This window comes from Nocardiopsis oceani, from assembly GCF_054777395.1.
The window spans coordinates 1-20,234 of sequence record NZ_BAAHAR010000004.1; the positions used below are offsets into that span (position 1 = coordinate 1).

22 protein-coding genes and 2 pseudogenes are annotated in these 20,234 nt (G+C 68.8%); 11 read left to right on the forward strand and 13 right to left on the reverse strand.

Annotation, left to right across the window (positions count from 1 at the left end; genetic code table 11):
* Both ACYVDG_RS02805 and ACYVDG_RS02810 read left to right on the forward strand, forming a co-directional pair.
* Positions 1–165, forward strand: a pseudogene (locus ACYVDG_RS02805) (acyl-CoA desaturase); the annotation flags it as partial.
* Between the two features lie 155 nt (positions 166–320).
* Positions 321–1,049: a polysaccharide deacetylase family protein gene (locus tag ACYVDG_RS02810; RefSeq protein WP_460746658.1), complete on the forward strand. Its 729-nt coding sequence runs from the start codon at positions 321–323 to the stop codon at positions 1,047–1,049.
* A gap of 22 nt (positions 1,050–1,071) precedes the next feature.
* Here ACYVDG_RS02810 and ACYVDG_RS02815 read toward each other — a convergent pair whose 3' ends face one another.
* Complete coding sequence (locus tag ACYVDG_RS02815) at positions 1,072–2,481, reverse strand: aldehyde dehydrogenase family protein (protein WP_460746659.1); 1,410 nt, start codon at positions 2,479–2,481, stop codon at positions 1,072–1,074.
* 60 nt (positions 2,482–2,541) lie between these two features.
* Here ACYVDG_RS02815 and ACYVDG_RS02820 point away from each other — a divergent pair, with 60 nt between their 5' ends.
* Entirely contained in the window at positions 2,542–3,177 is a 636-nt protein-coding gene (locus ACYVDG_RS02820) for a TetR/AcrR family transcriptional regulator (protein WP_460746660.1), read from the forward strand.
* A gap of 49 nt (positions 3,178–3,226) precedes the next feature.
* Here the strand turns inward: ACYVDG_RS02820 and ACYVDG_RS02825 are convergent, their stop codons facing one another.
* Positions 3,227–3,838 (reverse strand): glycosyl-4,4'-diaponeurosporenoate acyltransferase CrtO family protein, encoded by a 612-nt coding sequence (locus ACYVDG_RS02825; protein WP_460746661.1) that lies wholly within the window; start codon positions 3,836–3,838, stop codon positions 3,227–3,229.
* A 120-nt stretch (positions 3,839–3,958) separates the two neighbouring features.
* On the opposite strand from ACYVDG_RS02825, the gene ACYVDG_RS02830 reads away from it, so the two are divergent.
* The 3 genes from ACYVDG_RS02830 to ACYVDG_RS02840 all read left to right on the forward strand — a co-directional run bounded on the left by ACYVDG_RS02830 (position 3,959) and on the right by ACYVDG_RS02840 (position 6,139).
* Positions 3,959–4,264, forward strand: coding sequence for a YrhK family protein (locus tag ACYVDG_RS02830; protein WP_460746662.1), 306 nt, complete (start codon positions 3,959–3,961; stop codon positions 4,262–4,264).
* A 129-nt stretch (positions 4,265–4,393) separates the two neighbouring features.
* On the forward strand, positions 4,394–5,374 hold the full coding sequence (locus tag ACYVDG_RS02835; protein WP_460746663.1) for an aldo/keto reductase: 981 nt from the start codon (positions 4,394–4,396) through the stop codon (positions 5,372–5,374).
* Positions 5,375–5,494: 120 nt separating this feature from the next.
* Complete coding sequence (locus ACYVDG_RS02840) at positions 5,495–6,139, forward strand: NUDIX hydrolase (protein WP_460746664.1); 645 nt, start codon at positions 5,495–5,497, stop codon at positions 6,137–6,139.
* Positions 6,140–6,244: 105 nt separating this feature from the next.
* Here ACYVDG_RS02840 and ACYVDG_RS02845 read toward each other — a convergent pair whose 3' ends face one another.
* The gene (locus ACYVDG_RS02845; RefSeq protein WP_460746665.1) at positions 6,245–7,192 is read right to left on the reverse strand and encodes a YihY/virulence factor BrkB family protein; all 948 of its coding nucleotides are present in this window, start codon (positions 7,190–7,192) and stop codon (positions 6,245–6,247) included.
* 438 nt (positions 7,193–7,630) lie between these two features.
* Here ACYVDG_RS02845 and glsA point away from each other — a divergent pair, with 438 nt between their 5' ends.
* On the forward strand, positions 7,631–8,905 hold the full coding sequence (gene glsA, locus ACYVDG_RS02850; protein WP_460746666.1) for a glutaminase A: 1,275 nt from the start codon (positions 7,631–7,633) through the stop codon (positions 8,903–8,905).
* Between the two features lie 36 nt (positions 8,906–8,941).
* Here the strand turns inward: glsA and ACYVDG_RS02855 are convergent, their stop codons facing one another.
* The 4 genes from ACYVDG_RS02855 to ACYVDG_RS02870 form a co-directional block, all read right to left on the reverse strand.
* On the reverse strand, positions 8,942–9,877 hold the full coding sequence (locus ACYVDG_RS02855) for a sigma-70 family RNA polymerase sigma factor (protein WP_460746667.1): 936 nt from the start codon (positions 9,875–9,877) through the stop codon (positions 8,942–8,944).
* 10 nt (positions 9,878–9,887) lie between these two features.
* Entirely contained in the window at positions 9,888–11,078 is a 1,191-nt protein-coding gene (locus ACYVDG_RS02860; protein ID WP_460746668.1) for an NAD(P)/FAD-dependent oxidoreductase, read from the reverse strand.
* 148 nt (positions 11,079–11,226) lie between these two features.
* Positions 11,227–11,364, reverse strand: coding sequence for a hypothetical protein (locus ACYVDG_RS02865; protein ID WP_460746669.1), 138 nt, complete (start codon positions 11,362–11,364; stop codon positions 11,227–11,229).
* 35 nt (positions 11,365–11,399) lie between these two features.
* Complete coding sequence (locus ACYVDG_RS02870; protein WP_460746670.1) at positions 11,400–12,707, reverse strand: hypothetical protein; 1,308 nt, start codon at positions 12,705–12,707, stop codon at positions 11,400–11,402.
* Between the two features lie 228 nt (positions 12,708–12,935).
* On the opposite strand from ACYVDG_RS02870, the gene ACYVDG_RS02875 reads away from it, so the two are divergent.
* Positions 12,936–13,526 carry a Uma2 family endonuclease gene (locus tag ACYVDG_RS02875; protein ID WP_460746671.1) on the forward strand — a complete coding sequence of 197 codons (591 nt, stop codon included), beginning with the start codon at positions 12,936–12,938 and terminating at the stop codon, positions 13,524–13,526.
* An 18-nt stretch (positions 13,527–13,544) separates the two neighbouring features.
* Here ACYVDG_RS02875 and ACYVDG_RS02880 read toward each other — a convergent pair whose 3' ends face one another.
* Both ACYVDG_RS02880 and ACYVDG_RS02885 read right to left on the reverse strand, forming a co-directional pair.
* Entirely contained in the window at positions 13,545–14,261 is a 717-nt protein-coding gene (locus ACYVDG_RS02880) for a hypothetical protein (protein WP_460746843.1), read from the reverse strand.
* A gap of 114 nt (positions 14,262–14,375) precedes the next feature.
* Positions 14,376–14,567: pseudogene (locus tag ACYVDG_RS02885) on the reverse strand (YciI family protein); the annotation flags it as partial.
* Positions 14,568–14,711: 144 nt separating this feature from the next.
* Here ACYVDG_RS02885 and ACYVDG_RS02890 point away from each other — a divergent pair.
* The 3 genes from ACYVDG_RS02890 to ACYVDG_RS02900 all read left to right on the forward strand — a co-directional run bounded on the left by ACYVDG_RS02890 (position 14,712) and on the right by ACYVDG_RS02900 (position 16,595).
* On the forward strand, positions 14,712–15,059 hold the full coding sequence (locus ACYVDG_RS02890; protein ID WP_460746672.1) for a VOC family protein: 348 nt from the start codon (positions 14,712–14,714) through the stop codon (positions 15,057–15,059).
* Between the two features lie 238 nt (positions 15,060–15,297).
* On the forward strand, positions 15,298–15,375 hold the full coding sequence (locus ACYVDG_RS02895) for a hypothetical protein (RefSeq protein ID WP_460746833.1): 78 nt from the start codon (positions 15,298–15,300) through the stop codon (positions 15,373–15,375).
* A 434-nt stretch (positions 15,376–15,809) separates the two neighbouring features.
* Entirely contained in the window at positions 15,810–16,595 is a 786-nt protein-coding gene (locus ACYVDG_RS02900; protein WP_460746673.1) for a DeoR/GlpR family DNA-binding transcription regulator, read from the forward strand.
* Positions 16,596–16,599: 4 nt separating this feature from the next.
* Here ACYVDG_RS02900 and ACYVDG_RS02905 read toward each other — a convergent pair whose 3' ends face one another.
* From ACYVDG_RS02905 to ACYVDG_RS02920, 4 genes are read right to left on the reverse strand one after another with little or no spacing between them, the layout of a single operon-like run.
* Positions 16,600–17,454 carry a class II fructose-bisphosphate aldolase gene (locus ACYVDG_RS02905; protein ID WP_460746674.1) on the reverse strand — a complete coding sequence of 285 codons (855 nt, stop codon included), beginning with the start codon at positions 17,452–17,454 and terminating at the stop codon, positions 16,600–16,602.
* 12 nt (positions 17,455–17,466) lie between these two features.
* Positions 17,467–18,381, reverse strand: a complete 915-nt coding sequence (locus ACYVDG_RS02910) for a 1-phosphofructokinase family hexose kinase (protein WP_460746675.1) — start codon at positions 18,379–18,381, stop codon at positions 17,467–17,469.
* Positions 18,378–19,334 carry an ROK family protein gene (locus ACYVDG_RS02915; protein WP_460746676.1) on the reverse strand — a complete coding sequence of 319 codons (957 nt, stop codon included), beginning with the start codon at positions 19,332–19,334 and terminating at the stop codon, positions 18,378–18,380. Before ACYVDG_RS02915 ends, ACYVDG_RS02910 begins: the two co-directional genes overlap by 4 nt.
* A 3-nt stretch (positions 19,335–19,337) precedes the next feature.
* Entirely contained in the window at positions 19,338–20,222 is an 885-nt protein-coding gene (locus tag ACYVDG_RS02920) for an SIS domain-containing protein (RefSeq protein ID WP_460746677.1), read from the reverse strand.
* Positions 20,223–20,234: the final 12 nt, after the last annotated feature.

A 20,234-nucleotide genomic window follows, 5' to 3' on the forward strand; every position in this document is an offset into this window, starting at 1 on the left:
AACCTGCACCACGCCGACCCGACCTGCGCCCGCCACGGTGTGCTCAAGGGCCAGATCGACATCTCCGCCCGGGTCATCTGGATGTTCGAGAAGTTCGGCTGGGCCACCAAGGTCCGCTGGCCCAAGAAGGAACGGCTCGCAGCCAAGCGGGTCAAGGCCGCCTAGAACGCAACCACCACCCGCCGATCCCTCCGATCGCCGGACAGGGCGGGATCGGCGCAATCCATTCCCGGGCCACCGTAAAGAGTCCTTGCTCACTCTAGGACTCTGACCTGGCTTTATCTTTGCCCTACACGCCCGAGTCGCATACATTTCGACGCGTGAACGTTACCTCTTTGATGCACAAAACCCGTTTCGCCGCGGTCAGCGGGCTTCTGATCGCCTCGGGGCTCGTCGTGGGGCCTGCGGCACCCGCCGCGGCCGCACCCGCCGACGAGACCCCGGACTGCACCGAGGACAAGTGTGTGGCACTGACCTTCGACGACGGCCCCGGCCAGTACACCGACGAGCTGCTCGACATGCTCGACGAGCACGACGCCAAGGCCACCTTCTACGTGCTGGGCTCCAACGTGGACAGCTTCACCGATGAGGTGGAGCGCATGGCCGAGGACGGCCACGAGGTCGGCAACCACACCTGGGACCACGCCGACCTGACCACGATCTCCGCCGAGGAGATCGAGGAGGACCTCGACCGCACCGACGAGGCCATCAGCGAGATCACCGGCGAGGACCCCGGCACCATGCGGCCGCCGTACGGGGCGCTCAACGACACCGCCCGCGACGCCATCGACCACCCCGTGCTGCTGTGGGACGTGGACACCTTGGACTGGCAGAGCCGCGACAGCGACAAGATCCTCGACGTCACCTTGGACGAGACCACCGACGGCAGTGTGGTCCTGTTCCACGACATCCACGAGACCAGCGTCGACGCCATCCCCGACGTCCTCGAGGAGCTGGAGGACGAGGACTACGAGTTCGTGACGGTCAGCGACCTGTTCGACGACGAACTCGAACCGGGCACGGCCTACACCGACGCCCGGTCCAAGTAGACAGAGTCCTGCAGGACCCCCGTCAGAGCATCTTCCGCAGGATCTTCTCCTTGACCTGGGTGATGGGTGCGTAGGCCACCCGCATGGTGTCCATCAGCAGGGACTTGTCCAGGACCGATTTGGTGTGGGAGAACGTGTCGATGGACGCCGCCGAGTGGTAGGCGCCCATGCCGCTCTCCCCCACCCCGCCGAAGGGCAGGTCCGGCACGGCCAGGTGGGCGATCGGCAGGCCGAAGCCCAGGCCGCCCGAGGAGGTCTCGGTGGTCAGCCGGCGCTTGGTGGCCTCGGAGTTGGTGAAGCCGTACAGGGCCAGGGGCTTGTCGCGCTCGTTGACGAACCTGATCGCCGCGTCCAGGTCCGGGACCCGCACGACCGGCAGGATCGGCCCGAAGATCTCCTCCGCCATCACCGGGGTGTCCGGCTGGACGTTGCCGAGCACGGTGGGCGCGATGTAGAGGTTCTCGCGGTTGGTCCGGCCGCCCGCGACCACGTCGCCACTGTCCAGTAGCGCGCTGAGCCGCTCGAAGTGGCGCTCGTTGATGATGCGCCCGTAGTCGGCACTCTGCGCGGGGTCGGAGCCGAACATCTCACTGATGGCTTCGGCCAGCTCCTTCTGGAGCTCCTCGGCGGTGTCCCCGACGGCGAGCACGTAGTCGGGCGCCACGCAGGTCTGGCCCGCGTTGGTGTACTTGCCCCAGGCGAGTCGGCGGGCCGTGGTGGCCAGGTCGACACCCGGTTCGACGACCGCCGGGCTTTTGCCGCCCAGTTCCAGGGTCACCGGCGTCAAGTGCTTGACCGCGGCGGACATGACGATGCGTGCCACCGCCGAGTTCCCGGTGTAGAAGATGTGGTCGAAGCGTTGCTCCAGCAGGGCGGTGCTTTCCGCGATGCCGCCCTCCACCACGGCGATCGCTTCACTGTCCAGGTAGCGCGGGATCAGGTCGGCCAGCGCGCTCGAGGTGGCCGGGGAGATCTCGCTGGGCTTGACGACGGCGCTGTTGCCAGCGGCGATCGCACCGACCAGAGGGGACAGGGCCAGGTTGATCGGGTAGTTCCAGGGGCTGACGATCAGCACGGTGCCCAGGGGTTCGCGCACTCGGCGGGCCTTGGCCGGGGCCAGGCTCATCGGCACGGACACGCGCTGCGGGCGCAACCAGGAGGCCAGGTTCTTGAGCGTGTGGTCGATCTCGTTGACCACGAACCCGATCTCGGTGGTGTGGGCCTCCACGGAGGATTTGCCCAGGTCGGTCTTGAGCGCGCTCTCCAGGGTGGTGCGCTCCTCGGTGAGCATGCGCCGTAGGGCGCGCAGCTGGGCGCGGCGCCAGGAGAGCGGCTTGGTGCGGCCGCTGTCGAAGGTGGCGCGCAGCTTCGCGACGATCGGCGGGATCTCGGTGGTCAGCGTCAGGGGTTCAGGAGTCTGGGTGTTGGCCATGCCACAATGCTAAACGAAAATGTTTCGTTTCCAATAGGTGAACTGGCATAAGATTCACCCATGACGACGGACCATCTGCCGGACACCACCGCAAAGGCACCCAACCGGGGCCGGCCGCGGGACGTGAGCCGGGACCGCGCGCTGATGGACGCGACCCTCGCCGAACTCCAGCTGCACGGATACAGCGGCCTGACCACCGCCGCCGTGGCCCGCCGGGCAGGGGTCTCCACAGCCACCCTCTACCGCCGCTGGCGGTCCAAGGAACACCTGGTCGTGGGGGCCGCACAGGCCTGGGCCGAGAACCTGGGCCCCGATGCCGACACCGGCTCCCTCCGCTCGGACCTGGGTAAACTCCTGCACGACAAGGCCACCGCGCTGGAAGGCTCTTCGGGCCGTCTACTGCGCGCCGTGCTCGGGGAAGCCGCCCACAACCGGGCGCTGGCCGACGTACTCTTCGAGCACTTCGTGCTCCCCCTGCAGGAACGGGTCCTCGCCCTGCTGGAGAGAGGTGTGCAGCGCGAGGAGATCCCGCCGGTGGACGATCCGCTGGTCGTGGCGGAGATGGTCATCGGCCCGATGGTCAGCCACACCTTCCTCGTCCCGCCGCAGGCAAGCGGCGATCCCGAGACCAGCCCGGGCAGCGATATCGCCGAACGACTGCTCCCCTACCTGCTGCGGGCTTTGGGGCACAGCTGAGCTGAGGTTGCCTCGACTGGATGGTGTGGCATGACTGGAACCGCTACCTTTACGACGTAGATTGTGTACGCCCGGCCAGGACCTGGATCCGCACGCGGAGCAGCCGTTGGAGCATGACCGGGTACACGTGCAGGAGGACCCCTAGGCCCACCAGCCACAGTGCACCCGCCCAGGAGCCCATGGATACGGCCGCCGCGGCCAGGACCGAGGCAACCACCAGGCACAGCAGGTGCCCGGCCTCCGAGCTCCGAGTGTGCTGGTCGAGGCCGGTCAACCCTGCCCGTGTGCCGTCGAACCCGCGGCCGCGCTCGACGACCCTGTTCCACCCGACCGCGTCCAGGGCCCGCCCGTACAACCGCGCGCCGAGCCTCCCGTACAGGGGGACTTCCCAGCGGCGTACTCGGAACCACGGGTGTTCGAGCGGCCTGCTGCGAGCGTCGAGGGCTACGGAGACCCCGGCCATCAGCACGAAGTGCGCGATCCAGGCGAAGACGAAGCCCGTCGGGCCGATCATGATCCACGCGGCGGCGACGGCGGCAGCGGTACTCCCAGCGGCGGCCACAGAGACCATGGCGGCCCGCGCCCGTGGCGGAGGCGCGACCGCCTCGTGCCCCGTGCCCTCGTCCCGCTCGTTATGCCCGCCACTCCCCCGTCGTGTCATCCGGAACACCCTACAGACCGGCCTGGTCAACGCGCCGACACCGGTCCCGTTGCAGGTATGGCGGGACCCGGACGTGGAGGATGGTGGATACACGAGGACGGACTGTCGGAGGGTGCCAGTATGGCCGAGCACAAACCGGAGCGCCCCCTGGTCATGCGGATCGGCCACCACGAACTGGTCATCCGGCAGCGCTACGAGGCGGTGAGCATCGCCAACGACATCCTTATCGCGCTGTGGTTCATCGCGGGCAGCATCCTGTTCTTCTTCCCGGACCAGATGACCCTCGGAACATGGTGCTTCCTGGCGGGCAGCGTGGAATTGCTCATCCGGCCCCTCATCCGGCTCAGCCGCCAGATCCACCTGCGGCGCATGCGCACGCGAGGACGGCTCCACGGACTGCCGCCGGAATCAGCGCTCGACTTCTGATCGCGGCGGCCAGCGAACCACAGCATCCGGAAGGAAACCTTTCGGTAAGGCTTGATCTGGAGCGCGCTCCATGTCCCAGACTCCCGTTCGAGGGGCCGCGAAGAGCGGCCCACCGACAGGAGGAACGCCATGCGATACCGCACCATCGGCACCGGCCCCACCACCCGCCGCGAGGTGAGCGTGCTGGCACTGGGCACCATGCTCATGGGGTGGCGGACCGACGAGGAGACCTCGTTCAGGATCCTCGACCGCTACGCGGAGGCGGGCGGAACGTTCGTCGACACGTCCAACAACTACGGCACCGACGGCGGTTGGAACGGGGAGAGCGAACACCTGGTGGGCCGCTGGCTGCGCAGCCGGGGCATAGGCGACGAACTCACCGTCGCCACCAAGCTGGGCGCCCGCCCGGCAGCCCCGGGCACCACGTACGTGGAGAACCGCGAAGGACTGTCGGCCAAGGTCGTCCGAGAGTCCACCGCGCGCAGCCTGGAAAGGCTCGGCCGGGACCGGATCGACCTCATGTACGCGCACATCGAGGACCCCGAAGGTTCCGCCCAGGAGACTGTGGCAGCTTTCAGCGACGAAGTCCGCAGCGGAACGGTAGGGCTGCTGGGCGTGAGCAACCACCCCGCCTGGCGGGTGGAGCGCGCCCGGGGCATCGCCGCCGCCTACGGTCTGCCCGGGTACGAGGTACTCCAGTACCAGCACAGCTACCTGCGTCCGCGCACCGACCTTGGCGACGCGGTCTGCCCGGACGGCAACATCGGCGGGGCCGGTCCGGACGTGCTGACCTACCTGCGGTTCAATGACGGCCTGGTGCTGGTGGCCTACACGCCGCTGCTCAGCGGTGCCTATGTCCGAAAGGACAAGCCCGCCCCGCACGACTACGAGCACCCGGGGACCGAGGCGCGCCTGCGCGTGCTCAGGGAGGTCGCCGAGGAGACGGGCGCGACCCCGAACCAGGTGGTGCTGGCCTGGCAGCTGGGCCACGACCTGCCGATCCTCCCGTTGGTGGGTGCCTCGTCCGTGGCGCAGCTGGAGGAGAGCCTGGCCGCCGTCGACCTGGAACTGACCGCCGACCAGCGGGCCCGGATGGACGCCGCGCGCTGACCGACGGGCGGGCCCGGAGGTCGGCCACGGCCCGGGAGGTGGGGCGCCCTCCCCGACCGAGTTCCGCGGTCGGGCTCCACTCCGTCCCGGGCACCTCCAACGCTCCCTAGGGTCGGGAACATGGCAACCACACAGTCCACCGAACAGATCCGGCGCATCGCCATGGAACTCACCGCACAATCGGAGTCGGGGCTCGCCTACTGCACCGACGGGTTCGACATCGAGCGCTTCCACCGCATCGGCGCACTGGCCCGCGACCTGATGCAGACGGTGGCGCGCGACGACCTCCCGGCCTACGAGCCCGACGTCGCCACCACCGCCGGCTACACCACCCCCAAACTCGACGTGCGCGCGGGTGTCTTCGACCCGTCCGGCCGGGTGCTCCTCGTCCGCGAGGTCTCCGACAGGGGCCGGTGGACCCTGCCCGGCGGCTGGTGCGACATCCTCGAGAGTCCCAGGGAGGCGATCGAGCGCGAGACCAAGGAGGAGGCCGGCCTGCCGGTGCGCGCGATCCATCTCGCGGGGGTCCTCGACCGCCACCGGTGGCCGCACGTACCCGTCTACGACCGGCACATCTACAAGCTCCTGTTCGTGTGCGAGCCCCTGGCCGAGCTCGATGCCGCCTTCACCAGCACCGAGACCAGCGAGGTGGGGTGGTTCGCCGTGGAAGACCTGCCGGAGTTGTCCGTGGCGCGGGTCCTGCCGGAGCAAATCGCCCTGCTGCACGAGCACTGGTCGTCGCCCGGCCCGGCGCACGTGGATTGACCGCGAAGAAGCCTTGGCCCCGCACTGACCAAGGGGAGCGCTACGCCGCCGAACGAGTCCGAGGCCGGTTCGCCGTCCAGGGCCCCTTCCAGGCTTCGGACGGCATCAACCGCCCGCCCGTGGACCGCCGGTGGGGGCCACCCGGGACGGGCGTTCGAGTTCGGCGTTGATCATCGCCCCGAGCAGCACGATGAGCGAAGACAACCACAGCCACAGCATCAGCACGATGACCCCGGCGATCGTTCCGTAGGTCGCCCCGAAGTCGCCGAACCGCTGCACGGAGAACGTGAAGAGCAGGGACCCGACCAACCACAGCAGCATGGCGATGAACGCACCCGGTGTGACCCAGCGGCCCGCCTGCCTCGCACGATGGGGCGCGACCCGGTAGACGACACCCAGTCCCACCACGGTCAGCAACGCGAGCAGGGGCCACTGGCCGATCCGGATCGCGAGCATCGCCGCGTCGCTCAGACCGACGTAGCCGAGCAGTAGCGGAAGCCCCGCCATGACCCCGACTCCGAAACAGACGAAGGTGCCCACACCCAAGGCCAGGAGCAGGGCGATGCCCCGCCTGACGGGGTAGGAACGACCGTCCACCACGTTGTAGGCCGCGTTACAGCCCTCCATCAGGCCGTACATGCCTCCGGACGCACTCCACAGGGCGATCAGCACAGAGGTCACGAACGTGAACCCGAGGGTGCCGGTCTCGGTCGCGGCGATGGTGGTGAGCTGCCCCTCGATCAGTGTCCTCACCTCGTCCGGGACGGCGACGAGCCAATCGCGGATCTGGTCGGTGAGGTCATCCGGATCGGCGACGATCCCGAAGAGGCTGACCGCGGCGAGCAGGGCCGGGAACAGTGCGAGCAACGCCCTGAACGCCATGCCCGCGGCGAGCAGACCGGCATGGCCCTTCTGGAACTCCAGCCAGACCCGTGCGGCGACGGCACGCCAGGCCGATGCGGGGGCCGGGGAGGGCAGCGGCGCTGCGGCGCCCGCACTGCGTCGTGTACCGTCCTGCCCGTCCTGTGCTCCCACCGTCCACCATCCGTCCATTGCGCTCACGGTGTCGGCGGGTCGCGCAACAGTAGCGGACCTTGATAGACACGGCGCCGGTCAAGACTCGGCTGCCCGCGACCAGACGCTTTCAACCATGGAGGACGCTCATTACGACAACCACGGTCGGCTCGCAGAGCCCTCACCGGGCTCACCCCCATTGTCCGCCACTAGCCGCCGGAGAACCACACGGCCGGGCCGAGGCCGGGCGTGCCCGGTCCTCGGAGCCCCCTCACAGTCGCACGCGCAGCTGAGCGGGCACCGGTCCCGCGCCCGACGGTGGTTTTCGGCCGCGCGCATGTCAGCCGCGGACCCCGCGCATAGCACGGCTACTCTGGTGCCCGCTGCGTGACCAGGAGGTATCCCCGCTCCGGCCGGGAGCACGACGGATCAACCCCCGGCACTCGGCGGCACCGATCCCGAGACAGGGGAATCCTCATGCGCTCACCGATCCTCGACTACCTCGACGGCATCATCGCCGGTACGGGCCACGTCGGCTCCGGCGCCCTGGCCGACTACATCCCCGAACTCGCTGCCGCGGACCCCGACCGGGCGGCGGTCGCGCTGTGCACCGTCAACGGCACCGTGTACGCGAGCGGGGACGCCGACCACCGGTTCAGCATCCAGTCGATGTCGAAGCCCTTCGCCTACGCGCTCGCGGTCGAGGACCGCGGACTCGACGACGTCCTGGACCGCATCGGCGTCGAGCCCAGCGGTGAGGCCTTCAACGAACTGTCGTTGGACCCGGAGACCGGCAAGCCCCGCAACCCCATGATCAACGCGGGTGCGATCGCCACGCACGCGCTGATCAGACGTGACGACCAGCCCGCTGTGGACCGCGTGCTCGCGCTGTTCTCCCAGCTCGCCCAGCGGCCGGTCGAGATCGACGAGGCGCTGGCCGCATCCGAGCTCGCCACCGGCGACCGCAACCTGGGACTCGCCTACCTGCTGCACGCCTCGGGGAGGCTGGACCACGACCCGGCCGCGGCAGTCGAGGGCTATATCCGCCAGTGCTCGGCGTCGGTGACCGTGCGCGACCTCGCGCTCATGGCCGCGACCCTGGCCAACGGCGGGGTCCAGCCCAACACCGGCCTTCGGCTGTTCAGCAGGCGCAACACCAGACACCTGCTCAGCGTGATGGCCTCGTGCGGTATGTACGACGCCGCCGGCGACTGGCTGACCAGCGTCGGCATCCCCGCCAAGAGCGGGGTCGCCGGGGGCATCATCGGGGTGCTTCCGGGCCAGGTGGGCGTGGCCGCGTTCTCGCCCCGCCTGGACGCCCACGGCAACAGCGCCCGGGGCGTGGCCATGATGGAGAAGCTCTCGGAAGATCTGGGCCTGCACCTGATGGAGGCGGGCCGGCCGGCGCGCTCGTCGCTGCGCGAGACCCGCACGGTGCGGGTCGAGGGCCGTCCCGCGACCGTCTACGTGCTCCAGGGCGACATGGTGCTCAGCAGTATCGAAGCGCTGACCCACGAGCTCATCGAGAACCCGCCCACCACCGACCTCGTGGTGTTCGACATGAGCCGCGTGGACGAGGTGCTGCAGGTGGCCCGCCGGACCTCGGCGGCAATGGCGGCCAAGCTCATCGACGCCGGACACCGGATCATCCTGGTCGACCCCGAAGAGACCGTGGCCGGTTTCCAGGACAGCCAGGGCCGCGCCGTGGAACGCTGGTCCAGTGAACGCCTGGGGCGCGGCCAAGACTCGTAGGCGGCCCCTTCCAGGGAGCTGCCCCTTCTGCGTCCGTCACCAGGACTCGATGAGGGGGTCACCGTGTTCGCTCCTCCGCCAGGACTCGGCGAAGCGCTCGAGCCTGTCCTGGGAGGCGACACCGACCACGTCCGTGATCTTTCCATCCCGGGCCACGAAGGCCACCACACCCAGGACCCGGTCCCCCAGGGCCGCGACCATGGCGGGGGATCCGTTGACCACGGCGGCGTGGATCGACGGGGAGCCGCCGACCAGTTTCCGCTTCGCGGGGGTGGGTTTGAAACCGGCCCGCAGGAAGGCGGCGGCCTTCTCCGCCCCCGAGCGCCGCCGCACTTTCCTATCGAGTCCCGCAGCGTCGCCGGTCACGGTGGCGTCATCGGTCAGCAGCGCCACCAGCCGTTCGGTCTGACCGGAGGAGGCAGCGTCGACGAACGCCTCCACCACGCGTCGGGCCGCAGCCTGGTCGGTCTTCCCGGACCTGCCGTCGGCCGCGACACGGCGCCGGGCACGGTGGGCGTGCTGCTGGCTGGCGGACTCGCTGATGTCGAGGATCTCGGCGACCTCGGCGTGCGTGTAGGAGAAGGCCTCCCGCAGAACGTAGACCGCCCGCTCCACCGGGGTCAGGCGTTCCATGAGCAGCAGCACCGCCAGGGTCACCGACTCGCGCTGTTCGACGGTCTCGGCCGGGCCGAGCATCGGGTCGCCGTCCAGGAGCGGTTCGGGAAGCCAGTCGCCGGCCGCGCGTTCGCGCCGCGCGGTCGCCGACCGCAGGCGGTCCAGGGCCAGGTTGGTGACCACCTTGGTCAGCCAGGCCTCGGGCACCTCGATGTGCCCGGGGTCGGCCGCCTGCCAGCGCAGGTAGGCGTCCTGCACCGTGTCCTCGGCGTCGGCGGCCGATCCGAGCAGGCGGTAGGCCAACGAGGCCAGCCGGTCCCGGTTGGCCTCGAAGCGCTCCACTGCGACGGTGTCCACGAAGGCCACGTTAGTCGGCGACCACCTTCCCGGTGCGGAAGGACTCGTCCGACAGGCGGCGCCTGCGCGTGGGCAGTCCGTAGGTTGGATGGCCCATGATCCAGGCGACGGTTCTGAGCACGAAGTTCTTGAAACGGGTGGCCGGCCAACCGCGCATCGCCCAGGACTTCGAGCGTGCCTGGCCGTCGACCACCTGCAAGAGCGCGTCCTTCTGTCCCAGGCTGACGCAGTTGCCGAAGTAGCCGAGCGAGACCTTGGCGGCCCGGTGGCCGGTCAGGTCACCGATGATCGCGGCGGTGGCCTGCAGCCTGGTGAACCCCGCCGAGGCGCAGGACATCGGTAGCGGCGCGCCGTTGTTCCCGATGGCGTGGGCGCTGTCGCCGGCGGCGTAGACCTGCGGGTGCGAGACCGAGCGCATCAGCCGGTCCACGGTGATCTGGCCGTTGCCCTCCACTTGGAGTCCGCTCGCGGCGGCGATGGGGTGGACGGCGAATCCGCCCGCCCACACCGTGACGCCGGTGTCGAGTACGTTGCCGTCGGCCGCGACGGCCTTGCCCTCTTCGACCCGTTCGATCCGGGCGTGCTCGTGGAGCTCGATGCCCAGCCGTTCGAAGGCTTTCAGCAGGTGGCGGCGGGCCTTCTCGCCCAGCCAGCCGCCCGCCTCGCCGCTGGTGGCGAGCGAGACCTGAAGGCCGGGCCGGGATTCGGCGATCTCGGTGGCGGCCTCGATACCGGTCAGGTTGCCGCCCACGACCAGGACCCGGCCCCGATCGTCCAGCTGGTCCAGGCGCTGCCGCAACCGCAGGGCGGCGGCCCGCTCGGCGATGTGGAAGGCGTGCTCGCGCACCCCCGGGACGCCGCCGTCCGCGGAGGTGCTGCCCAGCGTGTACAGCAGGGTGTCGTACTCCAGCCGTTCAATGCCCTGCTGCCCGTCGACGGTGACCACGCGTTGGTCGGCGTCGACCGCGCTGACCCGCGCGACCTTCAGCCGGATCCCGGTGCCCGCGAACATCTCCGCCAGCCCCATCCGTCGCAGTTTCTGTCCGGTGGCCAGCTGGTGCAGGCGCATCCGCTCCACGAAGTCGGGTTCGGCGTTGACGACGGTGATCTCGACGTCGCCGGGGTACAGGTGTCGAGCGAGGTATCCGGCCGCGGCGGCTCCGGCGTAGCCAGCCCCGAGGACGATGATGCGGTGCCGCATGTTCGTGCTCCTGTCCGTTTGCGTGACCTTTGAACGAGACAGCTCCCGGGTCCCTGACAGAACCTTGGTGTGACCTGGGTCACTAAGAACGGAACGGCCACCTTTACGACGTAGATTCTAGTGGAGGAGTCTAGGGTCTGGCCCGCTGCTAGCGGCTCACCATCTCGTTGCTCCAGACGGGGGCGAACGGGGACGTGCGTCCCCGTGCCTCTCTCACCGCGCGGACCTTGGCGTCGTCAAGTGCGGCCGACTCGGCCATGACCTCGTCCACCGTCGTCTCACTCATCCCGGCCTCCCCTCCCCCACTGTGTGGGGACCAACCTAAGCCGCGGCTCTGACAACCGTCCTCCGCCGCCCGGCGACATCCAAGGACGCGGCCATGCGTTCCAGCAACTCCGGGTCCAGGCCCTCCCTCGGGACATCCGGGTCGCTTACCCCGCGGACAGGCTTCTGCACTTCAGCGGGATCGGGGTGGCCGGAGGGTTCACTCACGTCGGGTGTCTTCCGTGTCGGCTCGTGTATGAGCTCTCCAGGCACCGAGCGGCACCGCCTGCCGCAGATGACGCAGGTACTACCGGGGGCGTTGCGCGTGGCGTCGTGCTCAGGGCAGGTGCGGTTGGCCCGCCCTTGGGAGTCCAACGGAAACTGCTCCGGCTGGGCGAACGCGTCGTCCCCGACCGGCACCGGCCACGAGGGCACAAGCGTGCCGGGTGCGTGGATGCCTCGGCCCAGCGAACCGTCGAGGAAGGCACGTGCGGCCCGCGGGCTGCGCAGCCGGTGCATCAGCGCGGGGAACGGGCGCCCGAGCCGCTCGATCCCTGAGAACAAGGTGCGGAGAGTGCCCGCACTCAGCCCTTGCCTGAGAAGGTTCTCCACAGCCCGCCCCAGGCGTTCCCGGTCCGTCTCCGGATCGGACAGGAATGCGTCAGGGATTCGATCGATAATCCCGAAAAGCCCGCTACGGAGCTTTTGCCGGTTTTTCTCACCTGTACTTGCGCTGCCACGGACGGAACCAGGGGCCTCGTCTTCAGAAGAGTATCCAGGGGAACAGTCTGTGGGCCGATCTGAGCTGGGGGTGGGCTCAGTGTGAGCTCGGGTCCAGCGCCGAGTCAGCGGGGGCCGGTTGTGCGCGTTGAGGGGTTCCTCCCCCAGCTCCGCGCGGCAGGCGTTGATCTCGGCGAGCACCAATTCGGGATAGTCCTCAGCTGGGACGAGGAGTTCCAGCACACACGGCAGCTGGTAAACGGAGCGGCCGCGGTTGATGTCCTCGGCGAAGAAGCCGAGGGTCTCCGAACGGGTCAGTTTGCGGACCACACCTGCCGCGGCCAGGTCGTCGATGGCGCGTTTGAGGCTGCTGACGCTGAGGGTTCCGCCGGAGCGTCCGGCCAGGTTCTCCAGGAGAAAGAAGCACCAGCGACCGTCCGCGTCGACCGCGTCGGAGATGGCCAAGAGCGCAGACAGGGAGCGCAGCGTGGGGAGCAGGCCAGCACGGTGCATCCGCTGCACCCAGATCGCCAGGATGAACCCGATCCCCTTGAACGCGCCCCGGGGGCGCTTGCGGGGCGGAGAGAACTTGGCCGGATTCGGGGTTTCGGATGTGTTGGATAGGTTCGAGGCGGTAGACTCCATGACGAGCCGCCCTTCTTGGTCTAGGGAGCGAGGTGGCTCAGTCGACAAACCTGTTTGTGCAGGCGTCGGCCACAACCCGGCCAGGTGTTCACGCACCCGGTCGGGTTTTTTCTTGTCGGGATTCAAGCTAGCGGAACGAACAGGAGTTCGTCGGGCTTTCCCGCAAATCCGCACATGAGTGAAAGCAACGGAACAACCCGCAGGCCTGAAATGAGAAAGTTCCCCCCTTTGTCCAATTTATGGGGACGCGCCAGTCAGCTCGGTCAGAGCCCCGAGCTGTTCGAGTACCTTGCCGAGCAGGCATTCGATGCCGACCGCGTGCGGATGGAGATGTTCAACGGGAAGGTCTCGGTCCGCAAAGGGACCGACGGAGCGCACGCTGGAATTCTCGCGTGGCTGATGCGCGAGTTCGTGGCGCATCGCCCCGACCTCGACCTGATCACCAGCGGGCTCGGGCTCAAAGTCGATAGCTACCGCACAGGGCGGTCCCGACCCGACGGTGTTCTCGCCCCGGTCGGCCATTTCGACGATGCGGGCGAGTGGGCCGACCCCGAACGCGTTCTCGCCGTCGTCGAAGTGACCTCGTGGGATGCCGACACCCACGCCCGGGACCGCGTTGAGAAACCCGCCGCCTTCGCGGCGACGGGCATCGGCGCCTACCTGCTCGTGGACCGCGACGCAAACGCGGTCGTGGTCCACAGCCGTCCCGTTCAGGGCCAGTACCTGGACCGCAGTACCCATCCCTACGGCGAGGCCGTCCCGGTCCCGGACACCGGGGTCGTTCTGGACACCGAGCCGCTCAAACGTTTCGCCCGCTGACGTCCGAGTGACGAAGCCTCACTCCTGAGGGCAGTAGCCGTGTTCGGCGAGCCACTTCCGGGCACGGCCCAGCGCACGTTCTTCGCCGAAGACCGTCCATGCGGACAACTGGTCCCCGCCCGCGTCGTGGATCGTGTCCTTGAACCTGCGGAACGCTCCTCGCCCGTCCAGTGCTCTGCGCAACCGCTCCCGCAGCTGAGGGTCCGCGACCGTCTCCGCGAAGTCCACCATGTCCAGGTAGGCCTCCCGACTTCCAGGAGCGATCTCGATCTGCCGCTCTTCGGCCGCCTCGTCGAGGCCCTCGTCCTCGAAGTCGCCGAAGGACAGTACCACCCCCAACAGGACGTCACCGGTCAGCGGGTCGAAGGAGCCCGCACCCTCGGCGGGGTCGGCGTCCAGGGCTTCGACGAGCATCTCCAAGTCCACGGGGGTGGGAACCAGTTCGCTCTCCCCTGGCCTGTCCCCCAGGGCCCATTCCAGCTCGTCGGCGAGGAAGTCGTCCCCGACCCAGTCACGTTGCCGCAGCCCGGCCGCGCAACGCCGCGCCAGTACGGTCAGCCCGGTCGAGCCGGAATGGAGCCCGCTGAGCACCGCGGCACCCGCCCGCTGCAACACCGGTTCAAGCGGCCGGTCTTCCAGCGAGTCGGCGAGGCCCTGACCACTGGATCGAAGCCGACGGTACTCCTCGGGCACCCACTGTGGGCGGGTCTCGTCACTTCCGATTACCGGATCCACCGATTCACCGAACCATTCCGTCAGCTTAGGGTGAACACGGCCCGGTAACACGGAGATGATCTCGTAGGTCGCCACCCCGTGGCGAACGAAGGGATCCTCTGCGGCGACCCGGTCAACACGGGCACGATCGCCCCGGGCCAGGATCACGCCGCCGTCCTCAACCGGTTCAGTCTGCCCTGAGAGCAAGAAGACACCATGGGAATGCTGGCGTTCCAGGTAGGCGACATGTCCGTCGACATGGGGCGTGACGTCGGTCGGCGAGCCGGAATAGCGCAATATCAGCACGTGCAGCATGCAAACCATCATCCCGCGCTTCACCGCGCTCCGAACACACAGCGGAGGGAACTCTCCAACGCTTGCCCAGTGCGGCGGCGCGGAGCGGTTGCGCCCCCACCAAACACGGGGATAATCGAAAGAACGTTCGATTCCAACTGCCAGGAGGGTCCACTCATGTCCATCCGCCGGGTCATGCCCGATATCCGTTCCGAGGCCATGGAGGAGAGCCAGGAGTTCTACGGCCTGCTGGGGTTCGAGACCGTCATGAACCTCGGGTGGGTCATGACTCTCGCCTCTCCCTCCAATCCCACAGCGCAGGTCACGTTCATGGGCGAGGACAAGTCCGCCCCTGTCGTGCCCGATATGAGCGTCGAGGTTGACGACGTGGACGCCGTCTACGCGGTCATGCGGGAGAAGGGTGCGGATATCGTGCACCCGTTGCAGGACGAGGAGTGGGGCGTGCGCAGGTTCTTCGTGCGCGACCCCAACGGGAAAGTGGTCAACGTACTGAGCCACCGGTAAGCCCTTCCGGGTACCGATACAGGACAACGGCCACGTCCTGAGGCTCCATGGTGTCGATACTCCAGAGCCCGGGGGCTGGGATCACCCTTCCAGCCAGGCATTTATCACTGGGGAGTCCGACGTTTAAGGTCGCCCCATGAGCGACGTCGAACACCCGATACGCACGGCCGCACCTGGCGACGTATCAGCGTAGGGCGCCTGAGTTCGGTCAATCCGCTGTGTCCGACGGTGTGCGGAATTGGAGAGCATGCGCGTGGTGCCCGAAGCGCGCGGCGGCGGGGTGGGTTCAGCACTGGTCCGCCGCTTCCTGGGCTAGGCGGCCGGGCGCGGCGCGAACGAGGTGCGGGTGCGGGCGTTCGCGGCCAACACCCGGGCCCTGGACTTCTACCACCGGGGGGTTCGTCTCTACCCACATGGACCTGGCCCTCCGTTCCGGGGTCCTGCGCGGGGCCGCTGTGCCCCAGCGCTTCTGAGAATCCCCGCGAAAAACTCTCCCGGAGCTTCTGGGTAGCGGGATTTCCCGGACCGAGCCAGCCAACGGCCGGCCTCAGGTCACGGCACAGAAGAAAAGAAACTGTATGATGGGATCGCGAACTATTGAGCTCGATATCGTCGTCTCCCGACCTGCTCGGCGCGCCACCCCCGCCTGGGATATAATTACCCTGACCCGTAACTCATTCGAGAGTCGCCTGAACGATCAGTGATTCCCGCCGGCACAGAAAACCCCAGAACACAGAGAACGGAACTATCTTGGACCGAGAAGACCGCCTGTCGCGACTGATCGACTACATTGTCGCGGAGGGTTCGGTGAGAATCGAGGAGATCACCGAGAAGTTCGGTGTCTCCATGCCCACCGCCAGGAGGGACCTGGATGCGCTCGCTTCCCAGCAGCTCATCGTGCGGACCCGCGGCGGGGCGATGGCCAACAGCAGCTCCGGCGATATCCCGTTGCGTTATCGCACCTCACGCCAGTGGCGCGAAAAGAACACGATCGCCCGCAAGGTCGCGGAGATGGTCGAGCCGGGCAGCGTCATCGCGTTCAACGGCGGCACCACGACCACGGCCGCCGCGTTCGAGGTGGGGATCCGCGCGGCCGCCGAGGACCGGTTCGCGGATTCGGAGACGACCGTGGTCACCAACGCGGTCAATATCGCCAACGACCTCATCGTGCGACCTCAATTGCGCATCGTGGTACTCGGCGGAGTGGCCAGAATGCGTTCCTACGAGCTCATCGGACCACTGACCTCCCTCATTCTTCCGGAAATCACGATCAACACGCTTTTTCTCGGGGTCACCTCGATCGACCTAAAGAACGGCTTGTTCACCCATGACGAAGGCGAGGCCGCGATCAACGCCGCCCTGGCGAAAACAGCCCGGCGCGTGATCGTGGTCGCGGATTCGACGAAGTTTCACACCACGTCCTTCGCGAGGATCTGTGAGCTCGACACCGTCGATGCTCTGGTCACTGACTCCGGTGTGGAATCCGCAACCGTGCGGGAACTCGAAAAGCGCGGCATCGAAGTCGTCACCGCTTGAGCGGTCAGGTCCACTCCCCCTCGTCCGCGGCGATGACCCGCAGCATCCGCTCGGTGGCCGCCGTCATCGCGGCCCGTCCCGCCCCGAGGTACTTGCGCGGGTCGACCAGGTCCGGGTCTTCGCGCAGCCGCTCACGGACCGCTCCGGTGAAAGCGCCGTTGAGGTACGTGGAGACGTTCACCTTGACGATCCCCGACCGGATCGCGTCGCGGATACCCCGGTCCGGCACCCCGGATGAACCGTGGAGGACCAGCGGTACCGGCACCGACTCGCGAAGTTCTCCGATGAGCTCGTTGTCGAGCGCGGCCTCGCGCCGGGTCATCGCATGGGCGGAGCCGACCGCCACTGCCAGGGCGTCCACTCCGGTTTCACGCACGAAATCGGCCGCCTCGCCGGGGTCGGTGCGCACCCCCGGTATGTGGGCACCGTTCTTGCCGCCGATCTCCCCGAGTTCGGCCTCGACGACGGCGCCCGACCGGTGCGCGTACTCCACCACGTCCCGTGTGGTGGCCACGTTCTCCTTGTAGGGCAGGGCCGCGCCGTCGTACATGACCGAACCGAACCCGATGTCGACCGCGGCGCGTGCGAGTTCGGTGTCCTCGGCGTGGTCGAGGTGGAGGGCGAGGGTCGCGGTCGAACCCTCTGCGAGCTTGGCGACCGCTGCGGCCAGCGGCTCCAGGCGGCCTTGGTGGTAGGTGACGCAGTTCTGGGAGATCTGGAGGATGAGGGGGAGGGCGCTCGACTCCGCGGCGCTGACGAGAGCATGCGCCGTCTCCACATTGAGGACGTTGAAGGCCCCCACGCCGACGCCGCGGCTACCGGCGTCAGCGAGGAGGTGGGCGGTCGGGGAAAGTGGCACGGGTCCCTCTTTTCAGATCTCGGAGACGACGACCTCGTGGCGGAGGTCCGGGTAGCTCTCGTGGAGTGTTCCGGCGAGCGGGGCGAGCACCGCGGCGGCGGACCAAGCGACCGCGCGGCGCAGCACCTCGGGCAGTTCTGCGCGGGTGCCGCCGGTCGCGAGGGCGGCGACGGCGGCGTCACCCGCTCCGGTGGGGTTTCCTTGCAGGGTCCGTCCCAGGCGGGCGTGCAGTACGGCGGCGGCCCGGTCGGCGGGAACCGCGAGCATCCCTTCCTCGCCGAGCGAGACGATCACGAGGCCCGCGCCCTCGCGCTGCAGGGTTCGGGCGCCCGTGACCGGGTCGGTGGCCCCGGTCGCCGCGCGCAGCTCGTCGAGGTTCGGTTTGAGGGTGTGCGCTCCGGCACGGGCTGCCGACACGAGGGCGCGGCCGTTGACGTCGGCGATGACTCGGGCACCCGCACCATGTCCGAGGCCGACGATCTCGGAGACGAGGTTCCCGGGATGTGCGGGCGGGAGCGACCCGCTCAGCACGAGGGTGTCCGCCTTGTGGGCGTTCCGCTTGACCAGGTCGATGAACTGCCGCCACTCGGCGTCCGTTCGCTCGGGCCCGGATTCCGTGACCATGGAGGTGCGCCCGGTTTCGGATTCCACGAGGGCGTAGGTGCGCCTCGTGGCCCCCGCGCACGGCAGGAGATCGGTCTCCGCTCCCTGGCCGAGGTCGGCGGCGAACCAGGCGGCATCGTCGTGGCCGACGGGGGCGATGGCCCGGGTAGTGAACCCGGTCTGGGAGAGGACCCGCGCCACGTTCAGGCCCTTGCCGCCCGCGCGCTGGTGTGCCGGTGGCACCACGTGGGTGGTTCCGGGAGCGAACACCGGTGTGGTGATGGTGAGGTCGATCGCCGGGTTGGGGGTGATGGTGAGGATCATCCGTGTGGCCCGCCCGCCTGTTCCACGCTGTGGAGATCGCCTTCCCTCGCGCCGACGGCGGCGCCGATGACGCCGGCGTCCTCGCCGAGGAACGCTCGCAGGAGCGGGGTGGGCCGGAGCCGGAAGCGCTCGTTCAGGCGTTCCTGGAGGGGCACGAACAGGGCGTCGCCCGCTTCGGAGAGGCCGCCGCCGATGACGATCGCCTGCGGCGCGATCACGGCGCTGAGGTGCGATATTCCCAAGGCGAGGGCGTCGATGGCCGACGACCAGATCCTCTGTGCCGTTGGGTCGCCGGACTGGGCGCGTTCGAGGACGTCCCTGGCGCCTGTGACGGGGGTTCCGGACGCGTCGCCGTAGCGGCGTGCGATCGCGGCCGCGGACGCTGTGGCCTCCAGGCAACCGCGGTTCCCGCACAGGCAGGGCTCCCCGGCAGGGTCGACGACGGCGTGGCCGATCTCCCCGGCGTATCCGCCGGAGACACGGGGTGTGCCGTCGACGATGACCGCGGCGGCGATGCCGGTCCCCAGGGTGATGACGGCGACGTCACGCAGGCCGGTGGCCGCGCCGAGGCGAAGTTCGGCCAGGGCCGCCGCGCGTACGTCATGGGACACGGTGCTCGGGAGCTGGAGGCGTTCCGGCACGAGGGACCGGAAGTCGACGTCGTGCCAGTCCAGGTTCTCCGACCAGACCCCGATCCCGCGCTCTTCGTCGAAGATCCCGGGCAGGGCCACCCCGGCTGCCGCCACCCGGTCGGCACCCGGGATGTTCGAGGCCGTGGCGGAGATGGCGTCCAGGATGTCCCTCGGGGTGTCGGGGGTTCCCGACGGGGTCCGGATGCGCACGGGTGGGGAGACGCGGCCGGTCTCGTCCACCACGCTGACCTTCGTGACGGTCCCGCCCACATCGGCCGCCAGGACCGGTGCGCCTTCCCCGAGGGTGACGTGGTTCGCCATGGGTCACTGCTCGGTGAGGACGACGGAGCGGGTGAGCCCCCGGGGATGGTCGGGGTCGAGTCCGTTGCGTTTGGCGAGGGCCACGGCGAAGCGCTGTGCGACGATCAGGCTCGCCATCGCGTCGAATCCGTGGTGGACGAAGGTCGCGCCGGTGCCGGACACCTCGTCCGCGAGTCCTGCGGGGGTTTCGCCGAGCGCCCACACGAGTCGGCCCGGCTGGGCGATGGCGACGGGGCCGTGGCGGTAGTCCATGGCCGGGTAGGACTCGGCCCAGAACTGGGCGGCCTCGCGGGTCTTCAGCGCGGCTTCGGAGGCCAGGCCGACGCTCCAGCCGCGGCCCAGGAAGGTGACCTGATCGGCGTCCAGGAGCGGGGACAGGTCGGTTTCCAGGGCGCGCCGTCCGTCTTCGGCCACCTCGTCGATGTCCTCGCCGAGGTGGCTTCTGAGCAGTGCCAGCGTCGACGTCGCGAAGCGCGTCTGCACGACGGACTGCTCGTCGGCGAACGACAGCACGATCGTCTCGTCGGCCAGGCGTGCGGCGGGAGAGTCGTGGACGCCGGTGATGAGCAGTGTGGGGACCCCGTCGAGAGCGCGGAGGAGGTCGATGACCTCCGTGGTCGTTCCGGACCGCGAGATCGCCACGACCCCGTCGTAGCGGCGCCCGGTGGGAAATTCTGAGGCCGCGAAGGAGTCGGTGACCCCTGCACCGCGCGCTTCGCGCAACGCCGCATAGCTCTGGGCGACGAACCAGCTCGTGCCGCAGCCGACGGCGGCGATGCGGTGCCCGCTTCGGGGGAGTCGGCCCTCGACCTCCGGGAGGAGCGCGGAGGCTCGCTGCCATAGCTCGGGCTGGGACGCGATCTCTACATCGACGAAGGTGCCTGGCATGGATCCCACTTC